The organism is Cupriavidus sp. SHE, from assembly GCF_000812445.1.
GTDB lineage: Bacteria > Pseudomonadota > Gammaproteobacteria > Burkholderiales > Burkholderiaceae > Cupriavidus > Cupriavidus metallidurans.
The window spans coordinates 1-13,483 of sequence record NZ_JWMB01000009.1; the positions used below are offsets into that span (position 1 = coordinate 1).

Below are 13,483 nucleotides of genomic sequence, written 5' to 3' on the forward strand. Positions count from 1 at the left end.
CGACTACGAGGCTCTGCTGCCCTGGAGGCTCAAGCCCTCAACCGTCTAGCGGATACCGCCGGCGGCCGCAAGGGGCGCCCTTAAAAGACCGCTTACAACCAAGCATCAAACATCCCCTCGGACGTGTTTAACAAATCAATGCGTATTGCGAAACCTCTGTACTCTGTCGTGCGTTGCATGCTCATCTCCAAGTCGTTTTGACATTCTTCGCAAGGTCAAGCCCGAAATCGAAGGTGACATCGCAGATGGTTGGAGGCCAGGCAATCATGCCCACCTGATTCTCGGCATCAGGTCGTTGTGCTCGTCAATCGCTACACCACCCAGTTCGTGAATCAACTGCTTCGTGGATTCCTTGGAGTTCGAGTCGCAACTGGAGATCATCAGCAACTGGTCTGGTGTCATTTGCGCTTTCTGCCGCCGCAGTCCGAGACGGCTAATCCTGGTGCCGACCAATCCCCCGACCCACCAGCCGCTCATGGCACCTAGCGTCATAGCACCAACATAGGCAATGGCAGTGGCACTTGTACCGACTGAGACTCCGTATCTCAAAACAGCCAGCGCGGCGATGATCGCGCCGACGAAGATTCCGCTGATCGCCAGTTCTTCGCGATACGTGGTCTGACCAACGTCGATGCTTGGCAACCCGTCCACTGGCTGATTGTCACGCTGGGAAAACCAAGGCCCCACAATCAGTGCTGATGTATTGGCAAGGTCGCCGAGTCGCGCTTGTGCCAATCGTGCGGTAACGACGTCTTTCAGAATGAAATACAGCAACGTACGCATTGTGTTACCTCACTCAGCATTATTCTTCTGCCGGCGATCCGACGGACGACTGTGGAGAAATTTCGCCTCAGCGCGATCCCAGTCGAACAATAGCGTGGCTGCCCCATGCCATTGAGTTGCCACTACGCGTATGAATCCAGGTCTCCTTGCCGACCAGGTGGTCACGCATAGGGCGCGTGATGGGCAAGCTTCGGTCGAGAAGGATCGCAATCGCCGGGCATCGATTGCATCGATCCTGGCGCACGTCGGACTTTCCTGGATATTGAGGGTGTTGGCGAGCAAACGTCGCCGCGTGGCATCTTGCATGGAGTTTCCAGGAAATCCCCGTGAGTGACTTTAGGAGTCACCAGTCCTCAGACGTCGTCGAGGGGGAAGCCCGGAAACGAGCGAAGGCGCTCCGAAACCGATGATCATCGGGAACGCTCTAGCTAAGAGTATAGGGGGACGTTTAATCCCCTCCTATCGCCCTTACAAAATGGCTCGGCAAGCGTTGCGTCGTGTACTTTCGATCAAGCTCAAACCACCCGCCGAGGACGATCCATCCCTATCTGATCATACGGCCCGTTGAGCGATCCAGCTTCCAGAGGGTGGTCCACCAAGGACCCCTAGCCTACGCGATCAACGGACTGAACCATGTCAGTTGCGACGCCTACCATCAGCCCACTACGCCAGCGCATGATCGTAGACATACGGATTCGAGAGTCTGCGCCCCGACTACGGGGCCTGACGCCGAGCGCATTGTGCTCAAGGTCGCGGATATCTTCCGCCTCCACGGTCCACCTGCTTGAGCCTCGGGCAGTTGCATGTCATGTCGGGCATCGTAGGACCAATTGATGTCACTTGGAAGGATTATTACGACGATTGCACTCACAACGCTTTGTTCAGTTGCCCACGCCGGCATGTTCAGTACACGCGCAAGGAAGCATGTTTGCTGAGTGCTATTCGGAGTGCGGTACAGGACCTGATGCAGGTAGAACCGGAGGCCGTCAGAGCAGACAGTGCGCGGTCTCTGGCAAATCCGGCGAAGTGATTAGGATCGGATCCCGCTCGCCCTCATTGTCAATCGCAGTGTGAGCTGACAACAGCCAGAGAGCCGCGCAGGTCCGGGCAATCTCGCGGTGCAGCGCAACCGTCATGCTGTAGCGCCGCACCCGCTGCTGACTCACGAAGTCCAGTTAGCGACTGGCAGCCTTCAGAGAAGAACGCCCGCGAAAGCAGACTCAAGGGAAGGGCCAAAAGCATGCCAAGCGCGCACTCAACGTATGAGTGCCGCTGAATGCTGCATGGCCATGCAGACCATCCAGCGGCCAGGAACGACGAGCCGCAGCGATTATCCTCTGGGCCAGAGAATCAATTGCGTGTTGCGAAAACTAGCGATCAGGGCGTTGTCGCCACCGCGACGGACCTCAGCATCCCAGACCTGAGTCGTGCGCCCTTTGTGAATGGGGCGCGCGGTGCAAATCACAATGCCATCGCGGGCCGTTCCGAGCATGTTGCTCTTGAGTTCTACTGTGGTGAACCCGCTGGCCCCGGCTGGTAGGCTTCGCACGGTCCCATAGCCGCAGCATGTGTCCGCGAGCGAGACTACCGTTCCCGCATGCAAGTAGCCATTCCAAGCGCCCAAGGCACGACGCACCTCAAGCGTCGCCACTACTTCATCCGGCTCCACTTTGACAAAGCACATGCCAAGAAGGCCAGGCAAATAGTCAGCACCGGCCGCATTCCATTCTTCCAGCGTAACTGGGGGATTAATGTCCATGAGTTACCTCGATGGTTACAGGGCAGTTTCGCATTCTACTGGTCTTCCCGGCCACTGCGCCTCCGGGGCCACCGCAATAGCAGCATGGGAATCATCGCGAGCATGTTCCATCCTGGCCAGAACTTCGCGAGCGCCAGCGCAGCAATCGCGCAAGCGGTGAACATCCTGCTGCGATAACGCAATCGCTTGGCCGTGGCTGTGGCAGTGGTCGCGGCATCGAGCAGTAACTCGTGATGCTTCAGCACATGTGCAATCCTGCGCCACGTACACAGGGCGATGCACAGTAGATGCCCACTGTATAGCTGGGATGCAGTCGCGAGATCCCCATACGCTCCTTGCACTGATTGAGAGAACGGGAAGAGACTAACAAGCGCGAGCAAGATCAGTTCGATACGAAGGAGGTCCGGATCGATCTTTGAGAGCAAAGCAAAGGTGCGCTGCTGAACGACCCAAGAGGCAGCGATCACAGCAAAGCTCAACAGCCAGATCGTCGCCTTGGGCAAGAGTCCGGCCAGCGCCTGGCGCAACGCCGCGTCGTCCACGCCGGGAGGTAGCGCAGGCAGGCGCAGGTCCAGCACGAGAAGTGTTAGCGCGAACGCGAAGATGCCGTCGGCAAGTGCCTCGAGGCGGTGCTTGCTAAGAACTGGCGACTCTACCGGCAGTGACATGGATGCCCCCTTGAACTGAGAAGCCGGACGCGCAAAGGAATCTAAGTGCACGGCGGCCAATGGCGGTCAGTTGCGGCCAGTTACGGCGCAGACAAGCATTTTGGCATTCAACCACGCCTTTTCGTGGGCGACCGCACATTCTTGCGCACTCGGCAGTAAGCAATATGCTTTGATTCAGCCCGCAATCGACAACGACTGAATAGATTGAGAGGTGAACCGACAATCGACGATCATGGACAGGCCCTTCCTCGACGGTACGACGATATCCCGTCCCAGGCTGTGTTTGCTTCCGCACCGACCTCATGACGTCCGGCGTGTGTGAATAGATCGAGAAACAGCGTGGCGACAACCTGGTCCATCGCGATTCCCGATGATGAAACGTACCTCAGCCCGATTGATCGCCCTTTCGATGCATAGTTGGCTACATCTCGCCGCCGCAGGACCGTAGTGAGCATGTTCCGGTACCACTCCAGGAAACCTTGATGACTGCCGCATAGCGGCCTGCGCCATGACCGAGGCTCACACGTACCCGGGTCTCGCGAGGAGCGGAAGAATTGTCAGGCTCAACAATGTCGGAAGCACACCATGCGCAAACTCATAATGGGCATTGTGGAATTTCGCGAGAAGATGCTACCGCGGTACGCAGAACAGTTCAGCAAGCTCGCGCTCGCGCAAACGCCTGATGCGCTCTTCATCACGTGTTCGGATAGTCGGGTTGTTCCGGACCTGCTCGCATCGACGCATCCCGGCGATCTTTTTACGATGCGCAACGTTGGCAATCTGATACCCCCTGCAACCGCGGAAGGGGTCTCGACCGGCGATCTCTCCGAGGCAAGCGCAATCGAGTACGCGGTGTTGGTGCTAAAGGTCGCGAATATTGTCGTGTGTGGGCATTCCGAATGCGGCGCTATGAAAGCTGTCTACTCACGCAACCCGAAGCTGAAAGCACCAAATCTTGACAAATGGCTTTACCACGCCAGCAACGCGGCGTTCCGCCTCGAACACGAGGGTGCGCTCGATGAAAGCCTGAAGCCGCACGACCAGCTGTCACAACTCAATGTCCTCGTGCAGATCGAGCATCTGATGACTTACCCGATCGTACGCCGGCAAGTTATGGCCGGGGCGCTGGTACTAAGCGGCTGGTGGTTCGACATAGCGACCGGCGACATGTACGCCTATGAGCGGGCGAGCCGTTCGTTCGAGGTCATTGACCGCGCGCTGGCCGAGCGGCTTGCTTCGCGCCTTGCCTCGCGCGCGCGGTGAAGGCCGGGACGATATCAAGATGGCCATCCGTACCACGCGCGACGCGCTCTCTCGCATTTTCTACCAGCGCTGTTTCTGGCTCTTTGTAGTGTTGCTCACGCTCATCGGCGCGGTGTCGTTTGTCCCACCGACCGACAGTGGCCGTCTCGTCCTGAACATCGTCAATATGTTTCTGCTGCTGGCGACCGTGGCAGCCGTCGGCCGCACAACCCTGTCGTTCGTGATCGTGCTGTTACTTGCCGTTCCGGCCATGTGGTTCCAGTACCTCGGCCTTTGGCACGATGACGACAGCAGCCTCGCCATATCCTGGCTGTTCAGCGTTGCGCTTTACTTCATCACCGTCGCGTACCTTCTCCGCTATGTCTTCCAGCCCAGGATCATGACGCCGGACAAGCTGTTTGGCGCCGCTGCCGCCTATCTGTTGATCGGCGTCCTCTGGGCGTACGTCTATGCGAGTATCGGATTCTTCTATCCGCAGTCGTACATGGTCGTCGGGCAGCCGGGGAGGCTCGTCTACGCCGACGCGCTTTACTTCAGCATAACCGTCCTGACGAGCACGGGCTTCGGCGACATCACGCCACTCACGCGCCCCGCACGCGGCATGTGCATGGTGGAACAGATCACCGGCAGCTTGTTCGTCGCGATCCTGATCGCCCGCCTTGCTGGTGTCTATCCTCCGCGAGAGAGTTACACGGACGACAAATCCTAGTGCCCTCAAGCTAGTGGAACAACTCGGTGTAGGACAGTATTCCGCGTCCAATGCCACCTGTGACGAGAACCCTGCCGTCCGCCAGCAATGTTGCCGTGTGTTGCTCGCGCATTTGCTCAAGGCTGCCGACCTGGGACCAGCTTCCGGTTGTGGGGTTGTACAACTCGGTCACGAACAAGTCACGGCCGTCTGTTCCGCCAGCCACCAGTACTCGTCCGCTTGCCATGAGCGTGGCGGTATGGAAGTCACGTGCCTGTTGCAAGCTGCCGGTCGTTGACCACGTACCCGCCGCAGGATCGTAGAGTTCAGCGGTTGCGAGCGCATTTGTGCCATCGAATCCCCCGACTGCGAGCACCCTGCCATCGGTGAGTTGCGCGGCAGCGTAGACGTTACGGGCCTGGCTCATGCTGCCGGTCGGCGACCACGTGCCCGTGGCGGGGTCGTATAGCTCGGCCGAGGCCAGCGCGCCACCGCCGGCGTCTTCTCCGCCGGCTACCAGGACCCTGCCATCGGGCAGCAACGTGGCGGTATGTTGTTTGCGTGCCTGGCCGAGATTGCCGGTGGGCGACCAACTACCCGTGGCTGGATCGTAGAGTTCGGCCGAGGCCAGTGCTCCCGTACTGCCTCCCTGCCCCTCGCCGCCTGCCACCAGCACGCGGCCATCGAGCAACAGCGTGGCAGTGTGACTGTCACGCTGCTGGCCCAGGCTTCCGGTCTGCGACCAGCTACCTGCGGCCGGGTCAAACAGTTCCGCCGAGGACAGCGCGTTCCCTCCACCGGTACCGAATCCCCCTGCCACCAGGACTCGCCCGTCGGGCAGAAGCGTAGCGGAGTGCGCTTGCCGGCTCCGCGCCAGGCTGCCCGTTCGCGTCCAGCCGTTCGTGGACGGATCAAACAACTCGGCAGCGGAGGTCGCCTGCTTCCTGTTCCCTGCCGCCACCAGGACTCGACCGTCGGGCAACAGCGTGGCCGTATGCCGGAAGCGCCCTAGATTCATGGCATCGGCGGGTTGCCACCCGCCGACCTGGGCTGCTGCCACCGTAAGGGAGATCTGCGCGGTGACGCTGCCAGCGCTATTGCTGGCGGTAACGAAGAACGTCGTCTGGGCCAGTTCGGCAGTGGGCGTGCCGCTGACGACCCCGCTCTGCGTGTCGAGGCTCAATCCTGCCGGCAACGCAGGGGATACCGAAAACTGGGTAACTTCGCCGCCAGAGTAGGCGGGCTCGTTGTACGTGATCGGCACGCCCACGATGTATTCGGGTAGCGCATCCACATAGACGAGGCCAGCCGGCGGCACGACCGCCGCAGCCACTTCGATCGTCAGCAGGGCCTGGACGCTGTCCACACTGTTGGCGCCCGTCACCGTATAGACCGCTGATGCGGTCACTGCAGTGGGGATGCCAGTGATGATGCCGGTCTGAGGGTCCATGGCAAGGCCCGCCGGCAAAGCCGGCGAAACGCTGTACTGTGTGATCTCGCCGCCCGTGCTGATCGGCGTGTTGGGCGTGATCGACGCATTGGTCGGGTAGATGACTGACCGGTCCAGGTAGTCCAGGCCGTCTGGCGCGATGGGAACGTCCTTGACTTCGATTTCGACCCGGGTTGTCGAACTGCCCGCAGCGTTACTCGCTGTGATCGTGTAGACCGTGGCATGGCTGTCGCCCGTAGGCGTGCCGCTGATCGTACAACTCTGCGGATCGAGGGTCAGGCCCGGAGGCAGCGGCGGCGATACCGTGCATTGGGAAATGGCGCCCCCGCTATGACTCACCGTGTCTGGGACCACTGGAACGCCGACTGCGTAGATCGGCGATTCGTCCCGCTCGACCAGGCCGGCTGGTGATGTCAGAACGTTGATCGTACTGCCCCCACTATCGCTGCCGCCATTACCACACCCCGTCAAGACGATTGGCAGAGACACGAGCAGAGTCGCCAGCCAGCGCAGATTCGGCATCTCAAACTCCGGCAGGATCATTTGATCCAACTAGCTTAGATCACAGTTCGGCGGCGCAATGATGGACGAAAGGTCCATTAACTTTGAGATTTCATGTCCCGCCTCAAACTTAATAGGGTGCCAATCCCAGACGAATCAATGGGTTGCGCGGCACGGCACCAAACTGACTGGTTCGAATTCTCACAGCAGGTGGGTAATAGTTGCGGCCTGCCTCGCTGTGACTGGGAGCAAGGAAGCGGCACACTGCCAATGCGAGTCGACGCGCTTCAGATCGACCATTTATTGCCGCTTCCAAATCCCGCCCTTGTTGACTGGAGCGCTGTCTTAAGCCGACGTTAACAGCACGTAAAGCATCCTGCCCATCAGAAGTTCCGTATCCGGCTCGATGAGGAATTCTGGCCGCATAAGTGCCATCGCTCGTGGCGGGATGGCCCGCATTACCTAAACGCATTTGCTGATATCCGACGACACCGGTCAGAACGCCATCGCTACGAAGATCTAAGCCGTGGCGGAGCGGGGTCCGCCACCGCCTGTGGGCGCCTGACGACATCTGCCTCCCCAGTACTTACTCGCTCGCGAAGCAATGCCAGTCTTACTTTCCTACGCGAATAACGACTGATGCAATGCAAGCGAGTAAGACGGTGCAGAGACAGATGAATATCAATGCCGCATGGGCTGAGGGCGGAGCCGTCTCGAGCGTGAGCGAGCGATGGCGATACCACCCCACAGCAAACATGGCCAAAGCGCCAACGACAACCAGCAAGGCGGCCACCCACAAGCCGGCGGAATGTGCCTCCGCGGCGGCGCGCACTAGTAGAGCACCGTTGACCAGTGTGGAAAGTGCTGTACGTCTCCATGCGAGCGCGGTGCGCTCCGGCTGGGCGCCAGGATCGCGACTCACTGAAGCTTGACCACCAGTCCGACAGTAAGGACCAATGCTACGCAGCTGATCACAGCACTGAGCAGCGGGATGCCGATAGAGGCAGGAAGGGGCCCGGAATGACGCATCGCGATCTCATTCCCCTTCCAACGAGAATAAGCGCAGCCTGCCATCACCGCTGCCAGCAACGACAACGCTAGTGCTACACAAGAAAGTACGGCTTTCGATTCCACATGGCTAGCGAATTGGTCGAGAACAATGCCGCCAGCCAAGACGGCAAGTGCAGTCCGAATCCAAGCCAGAAAGGTGCGCTCGTTCGCAAGCGTGAATCGATAGTCCGGCTCCTGACCAAGCATCTGCCACTGCGGTCGCTTCATACTCGTACTGTTCCTTGGGACAATGACTGGGCGCCAGGCGCATACAGATTTGGTACCCCCTGCTCCTGGAGCCATCCAGTGGTACATGAAAACCAACATGGAATCGTCGATTTGACGAGGGTATTCCAAATACCGACCGGATGAGAGGCAAGCCAGGAGGGATGATCGTCGTTACTGAAAATTCAATGACGCAATGAATCAGATCGCAGGATAGGCGCTTGCCTCAGTGAATCTGAATGCCAGTCTCGGCAATCTTCTTTCCCCAGGTGTCGTAGTCGCTGCGAATGCGGTCGCGCAACTCGACTGACGTCGAGGTCCGCGGCAGCATGCCCATGCTCTGAAGTCGCTCTGCAATGTCTGGCCCGTTGACAGCCTTACGCAGGGATTCCTCCAACCGCCTCATGACGTCCGGCGCAACTCCCGCAGGTGCCACCAGGCCGTACCAGGAGTTCAGGCCGAACTGAATGCCGAGCTCCCTGAACGTGGGAGCCGAGGGGAACATCGGAGAGCGCTGCGGCGAGGTGACGGCAAGAACGCGCACCTTCCCGGCCTTCACTTGCGTCGACGCCAGGCCCCATCCACCGAAGACCGCATCGATTTCGCCGCCCAGCATGGCCATTACGGATTCGCTGGATCCCTTGTAAGGAATGTGCAGGATGTTAACGCCAGCGGCCTTGTTCATGACCTCGCCGCTGATGTGACCCGCGCTACCCTCTCCCCATGAGCCAAAACTGAGTTTTCCCGGGCTAGACTTTGCCCGCGCCATCAGATCAGCATAGGAGGTGATCGGCGAGTTCTTCGCCACCATCAACGCGTTTCCTGAAACGGAAATCAGGCCGATCGGGGCGATGTCGGTAAGCGGGTCAAAGAGTCTCTTGGCGACAAGGTGAGGCGACAGCGCGAGTGCCGCCTGGTAAACGATGCCGATGGTGTATCCGTCAGGTTTCGCGTTTGCGACCGAGGCCACACCGATCAATCCGCTGGCGCCAACCTTGTTCTCGACGACGATCGGCTGTCGCAGGTCCACACTCATTTGCCGGGCCACGAGGCGCGCGAGGATGTCGGGCTCGCCGCCCGCGCTGGCAGGTACCACTAGCCTGATTGGCCGCACCGGAAATCCGGTTTCCGCCTGCGCCGTGGCACTCAGGGAGATGCAGCAAAGCGCCGCAAGGGAGATCAAACGAGCAAAGTGTTTCTTCATGACGTTAACCTGTAAGGAGGGAGGTCAGCGGTTGGCGTCTTCAAGTATCAGATCGACCGCCTTCTCGCCAATCGCAATCGACGGCGCGTTGGTGTTGGCAGAAGGCATCGTCGGCATGACGGATGCGTCTGCGACACGCAGGCACGCCACGCCACGCACGCGCAGGCGCTCGTCCACCACGGATCTCGCATCGGTACCCATGCGGCAGGAGCCGATGGGGTGATAGGAGGTCTGGCCGACCGCGCGCGCGTAGTCGAGCAGTTCCTCATCGGAGTTGCCCGCGGGACCGGGTCGGGTTTCCCGCACCACGAAGCGCGCGAGGGCCGGCTGCTGGGCAACTCTGCGCGCCAACCGCAGTGCCCCGAGCATCGAAGCGACATCGTCGGGGTGCTGCAGGTAGTTGGCGTTCATCGCGGGTGCCTGAGCAGGGTCAGGCGAAACGATATGCACCGTGCCCTGCGACTTTGGCGTGAGCGCAAAGGTCCCGATGGAGAAGCCGGAGAACTCATCCAGGACCAACTTGCCGGCCGTGCGCGCGTCGGCGCTCGATAGGTAATGCAGCTGGAGCTTCGCGTCCGCCTGACTCAAGTGCGGCGCGGTGCGCACCAAGGCATGCGCGACCGCGCTACCGCTGCTCATGAGACCGTTGCCATGCACGGCCAGGCGCGCCGCCATCAGTGCCTTGCGCCACAGGCTCGGCATGATCTGGTTGAGCGTCACCGCATTGCGAGATTCGAAGGTCAGGCGCACATGCAGATGGTCGCGCAGACATTCGCCCACCTCCGGCGCATGATGCCGCACGTCGATACCCAGGGCGCGCAGGCGCGCCGCATCGCCAATGCCTGAGAGCTCCAGCAGTTGCGGGGACTGCAGCGCACCGGCTGAGAGGATGACTTCCTTCGCGGCAAGCACTTGGCGCAGTTCGCCGCCGACTCGGTACTCGACACCGCATGCCCGCGAGCCGTCGAACAGAACGCGCTGTGCCATGGCGCCCGTCTGCACGCTCAGCTTGCTGTTGGCGGGCAGAGACTTCAGGTAGGCATCGCGTGCACTGACACGCAGGCCGCGCCGGGTGTTGAGCTGGAGGTAGCCAACCCCTTCGTAGTTGATGCCGTTGTAGTCCGGGTTGGCAGGTATGCCGGCCTGCACGCAAGCCTGCACAAAGCCCTCCATTAGCGGCAGATGCGGCCCATACTCGCTCACCCGCACCGGGCCGGCGTGTCCGCGCATCGCCGGGTCACCCGCCCGGTAGCACTCCGCACGTTTCAGATAGGGCTTGAATTTGTCGCTGCCCCAGTCTGCGAGGCCATGCTCGTCGCGCCAGCGGTCGTACTCCTGGCTATCGCCGTGCACCCAGATCATGCCGTTGACCGCCGAGGAACCACCAAGCACCCGCCCACGTGGCCAGTAGATTTTCCGGTCGTTCAACTGCTTTTCGGGTTCCGTGAAAAAGCGCCGCACGACCCGCTCATCGCGAATCAGGTAGGCCACCCCCGCAGGCACTCGAACCCACACCTGGCGCGAGTCATTGCCCGCCTCGAGTAGCGTCACGCTGTGCTTGCCAGAGCGTGCCAAGCCAGCGGCCAGAGCGCAGCCGGCGGAACCGGCGCCGACCACGACGTAGTCTGCCGTTGTCTGCGTCGCCTTCATGCGAGGGTTCCCAGGTTGCGCATCAATCGCTGCGCCTCCCTGCCCATGCGCTCGAAGCGAGCGTCTGGCTGCTCCGGCTGCAGAAACGTCGGGCCGAAGCGCGGCGCTGTCGGTGCAATGGTCAGTTCAATCAGTGCTGGAGCAGGCTGGGCCAGGCAGGAAGCAATGCCCTCCCGAAGGTGCGCCGCCTGGTCAAAGCGCGTTGCACTGGCATAGCCAGCGGCCTTGGCCATCGCGCAGAAGTCGATCGGCGCAGAACCCGCCACCGCCAGGTTGGCGCCGCCGTTGAACTGCACCCCATTGGCAAACACGAAGTGGTAGAGGTTCGCCGGGCGCGCGCCCGCGACTGTCGCCAGCACGCCAAGCTCCATCAACAGACTCGCATCGCCGTCCAGCACGATAACCTTGCGCTGCGGGACCGAGAGCGCCAATCCCAGCGCCAAACCGGCCGCGCCGCCCATCAGCGGCACGGAGGAAAGGCCGAGCGCATAGTCCGGATCGATCTGATCCATGCAGTTCATGGCGGACATCGTGCTGACCACGATTGCCTCGGCGCGCGCGTCGCGAATGATCTCGCAAGCTTCTTGTGTATTCAGAGTCATGCTCAGTTCCATCCGGTGTAGTGACCAATCAGCACAGCGGCAGGCATGTGGCGTGCAACGCTGGCTCTCGCCGCTTCCTCGATACAACCAACGTCCTGCGGCCCATCCAGGCGCCAATGCGGGATACCCATCACGTCCAGCATCGGTTCCACGAGGTTCACCACACGCCGGCGCGATTGGGCAGGGTCCTGTCCGACATTGTCGAACTCGCGCCCGAACTGGCCAACCACCAGCAGCATCGGCAGGCCAGCATCCAGGCCAACGGCGCGCAAGCTGTTGATGCAATTGAGCAGGCCCTGATTCTGGATAAGTACGGCTGTCCGCTTACCACCAATCTGCAAGCCCCCGGCCACATGGATGGCCTGGTTCTCGTCCGAGCAATGGATGACTTTGAATTGCGCGCGGCGATCGAGCAGGGCGTGAACCGAGAGCTGAACGAAGTCAGGCACGGTGACGATGTGATGCAAGCCGCTTGCGTCAAGGCAGTCGACGATGGCACTTGCGGCAACCGATGAAGGAAGGGAGGTCATGGGTTCGCTTCTGGAAAAGGTGCAGGTAGTTTAAGAAGCAAGCCAATAATCGACTATTCAGATAATCTGATACATTGATGCCAAAAACGTATCGCCCTGATCAGGCATTACCACCGTGGACGACCTTAACCATCACCTGTTGCGCAAATTGCGCCTGCGGCATTTCGAGCTGCTGGGCCACCTCGGGGAAGTGGCGACTGTGCACGCGGCTGCCAAGCGCATGCACCTCACCCAGCCGGCGGTGTCGCGCATGATCCAGGAGATCGAGGAAATCTTCGGTGGCCCCCTGTTCGATCGCACCGCGCGTGGGATTTCCGCCAACCACATCGGGCTCGCGTTGATGCGTCGCTCCGGGATGCTGGTGGCAGAACTCGCAGCAGCCCAGCAGGAGGCCACCGTGATGCGCGCGGGCGCCAGCGGGATGCTGCGCATCGGCACCTTCTCGGGCTCTACCTCATTGCCGCAGGGCATCGTCGAGTTACGACGACGCATGCCGAATGTCTTCGTTCAGATCCGTGAAGCGCATGTGAGTCAGCTCATCGCCGACCTGCTGCAGGGCGAAATCGATTGCATCGTCGGGGCGCTCGCGCCCGATGAACTAAACAATGAGCGGCTGGACCGCCTGCGTGTCGACGTGCTGGCCGAAGATCACATGTGCGTGGTCGCGTCGCGTACCCATCCACTGGCCAAGCGAAGGAAGATCAGCTGGAATCAACTTGCCGAACAGCAATGGATCCTGCCACCCCGAGGCTCCCTGCTGCGCCGCGCCGTCATCGCCGCCAGCCTGACGGAAGGCATCACGCCGCCACAGCCGTGCATCGAATGCCTCTCTCCCCTCACGGTGCTAACGCTCATTCGCCTGGACCCGCGTTGTATCGGGCCGATGCGCATGCAGCAGGCACAAGAGGAGGTCAGAATCAACAAGAGCCTGGTCATCCTGGATGTGCAACGCATCGCCGCGATGCCCCCCTTGACGATGATCACCCGAACCGCAACGGGTATGCGCGAGCTTGTGGTTGCTCTGAAGAGTTGCCTCGTTGATGCAGTCGGCGGCAATTCCACGAAGCCGACTATCTCAGGGTAAGCGTCGTCGAGCTTGCCGCGAGCGCG

General features: G+C 60.7%; 13 protein-coding genes. 3 read left to right on the plus strand and 10 right to left on the minus strand.

Annotated features, from left to right (window positions below):
• Positions 1–264: 264 nt before the first annotated feature.
• From RN01_RS04015 to RN01_RS32440, 3 genes are all read right to left on the minus strand, one after another.
• On the minus strand, positions 265–783 hold the full coding sequence (locus tag RN01_RS04015; RefSeq protein ID WP_017515613.1) for a hypothetical protein: 519 nt from the start codon (positions 781–783) through the stop codon (positions 265–267).
• Between the two features lie 1,330 nt (positions 784–2,113).
• Complete coding sequence (locus tag RN01_RS04020; RefSeq protein ID WP_029700273.1) at positions 2,114–2,542, minus strand: PaaI family thioesterase; 429 nt, start codon at positions 2,540–2,542, stop codon at positions 2,114–2,116.
• A gap of 35 nt (positions 2,543–2,577) precedes the next feature.
• The gene (locus tag RN01_RS32440; protein ID WP_017513474.1) at positions 2,578–3,210 is read right to left on the minus strand and encodes a TMEM175 family protein; all 633 of its coding nucleotides are present in this window, start codon (positions 3,208–3,210) and stop codon (positions 2,578–2,580) included.
• Positions 3,211–3,795: 585 nt separating this feature from the next.
• On the opposite strand from RN01_RS32440, the gene RN01_RS04030 reads away from it, so the two are divergent.
• Both RN01_RS04030 and RN01_RS04035 read left to right on the plus strand, forming a co-directional pair.
• Positions 3,796–4,473 carry a carbonic anhydrase gene (locus RN01_RS04030; RefSeq protein ID WP_011519591.1) on the plus strand — a complete coding sequence of 226 codons (678 nt, stop codon included), beginning with the start codon at positions 3,796–3,798 and terminating at the stop codon, positions 4,471–4,473.
• A gap of 19 nt (positions 4,474–4,492) precedes the next feature.
• On the plus strand, positions 4,493–5,182 hold the full coding sequence (locus RN01_RS04035; RefSeq protein ID WP_011519592.1) for a potassium channel family protein: 690 nt from the start codon (positions 4,493–4,495) through the stop codon (positions 5,180–5,182).
• A 10-nt stretch (positions 5,183–5,192) separates the two neighbouring features.
• Here RN01_RS04035 and RN01_RS04040 read toward each other — a convergent pair whose 3' ends face one another.
• The 7 genes from RN01_RS04040 to RN01_RS04065 form a co-directional block, all read right to left on the minus strand.
• Positions 5,193–7,133: a kelch repeat-containing protein gene (locus RN01_RS04040; RefSeq protein ID WP_029700271.1), complete on the minus strand. Its 1,941-nt coding sequence runs from the start codon at positions 7,131–7,133 to the stop codon at positions 5,193–5,195.
• A gap of 592 nt (positions 7,134–7,725) precedes the next feature.
• Positions 7,726–8,034 (minus strand): DUF202 domain-containing protein, encoded by a 309-nt coding sequence (locus RN01_RS32785; protein ID WP_080672814.1) that lies wholly within the window; start codon positions 8,032–8,034, stop codon positions 7,726–7,728.
• Positions 8,031–8,390: a YidH family protein gene (locus RN01_RS04045; protein ID WP_017513469.1), complete on the minus strand. Its 360-nt coding sequence runs from the start codon at positions 8,388–8,390 to the stop codon at positions 8,031–8,033. The genes RN01_RS32785 and RN01_RS04045 overlap by 4 nt, the downstream gene beginning before the upstream one ends.
• Positions 8,391–8,613: 223 nt before the next feature.
• Entirely contained in the window at positions 8,614–9,591 is a 978-nt protein-coding gene (locus tag RN01_RS04050) for a tripartite tricarboxylate transporter substrate binding protein (protein ID WP_017513468.1), read from the minus strand.
• Positions 9,592–9,615: 24 nt separating this feature from the next.
• Entirely contained in the window at positions 9,616–11,241 is a 1,626-nt protein-coding gene (locus tag RN01_RS04055) for a GMC family oxidoreductase (RefSeq protein WP_024570064.1), read from the minus strand.
• A complete protein-coding gene (locus tag RN01_RS04060; protein ID WP_029700270.1) occupies positions 11,238–11,855 on the minus strand; it encodes a thiamine pyrophosphate-dependent enzyme in 618 nt (205 codons plus the stop codon). The genes RN01_RS04055 and RN01_RS04060 overlap by 4 nt, the downstream gene beginning before the upstream one ends.
• Positions 11,846–12,373: a thiamine pyrophosphate-binding protein gene (locus RN01_RS04065; protein ID WP_024570063.1), complete on the minus strand. Its 528-nt coding sequence runs from the start codon at positions 12,371–12,373 to the stop codon at positions 11,846–11,848. Before RN01_RS04065 ends, RN01_RS04060 begins: the two co-directional genes overlap by 10 nt.
• A gap of 115 nt (positions 12,374–12,488) precedes the next feature.
• On the opposite strand from RN01_RS04065, the gene RN01_RS04070 reads away from it, so the two are divergent.
• Positions 12,489–13,457 (plus strand): LysR family transcriptional regulator, encoded by a 969-nt coding sequence (locus RN01_RS04070; protein WP_024570062.1) that lies wholly within the window; start codon positions 12,489–12,491, stop codon positions 13,455–13,457.
• The last annotated feature ends 26 nt before the right edge of the window (positions 13,458–13,483 follow it).

What these genes read in the sequence shown, in the direction of transcription:
- RN01_RS04050 (WP_017513468.1), bottom strand. Translation starts at nt 9,591, where the DNA reads ATGAAGAAACACTTTGCTCGTTTGATCTCCCTTGCGGCGCTTTGCTGC.
- RN01_RS04045 (WP_017513469.1), bottom strand. Translation starts at nt 8,390, where the DNA reads ATGAAGCGACCGCAGTGGCAGATGCTTGGTCAGGAGCCGGACTATCGA.
- RN01_RS32440 (WP_017513474.1), bottom strand. Translation starts at nt 3,210, where the DNA reads ATGTCACTGCCGGTAGAGTCGCCAGTTCTTAGCAAGCACCGCCTCGAG.
- RN01_RS04015 (WP_017515613.1), bottom strand. Translation starts at nt 783, where the DNA reads ATGCGTACGTTGCTGTATTTCATTCTGAAAGACGTCGTTACCGCACGA.
- RN01_RS04030 (WP_011519591.1), top strand. Translation starts at nt 3,796, where the DNA reads ATGCGCAAACTCATAATGGGCATTGTGGAATTTCGCGAGAAGATGCTA.
- RN01_RS04035 (WP_011519592.1), top strand. Translation starts at nt 4,493, where the DNA reads ATGGCCATCCGTACCACGCGCGACGCGCTCTCTCGCATTTTCTACCAG.
- RN01_RS04040 (WP_029700271.1), bottom strand. Translation starts at nt 7,133, where the DNA reads ATGCCGAATCTGCGCTGGCTGGCGACTCTGCTCGTGTCTCTGCCAATC.
- RN01_RS04020 (WP_029700273.1), bottom strand. Translation starts at nt 2,542, where the DNA reads ATGGACATTAATCCCCCAGTTACGCTGGAAGAATGGAATGCGGCCGGT.
- RN01_RS04065 (WP_024570063.1), bottom strand. Translation starts at nt 12,373, where the DNA reads ATGACCTCCCTTCCTTCATCGGTTGCCGCAAGTGCCATCGTCGACTGC.
- RN01_RS04055 (WP_024570064.1), bottom strand. Translation starts at nt 11,241, where the DNA reads ATGAAGGCGACGCAGACAACGGCAGACTACGTCGTGGTCGGCGCCGGT.
- RN01_RS04060 (WP_029700270.1), bottom strand. Translation starts at nt 11,855, where the DNA reads ATGGAACTGAGCATGACTCTGAATACACAAGAAGCTTGCGAGATCATT.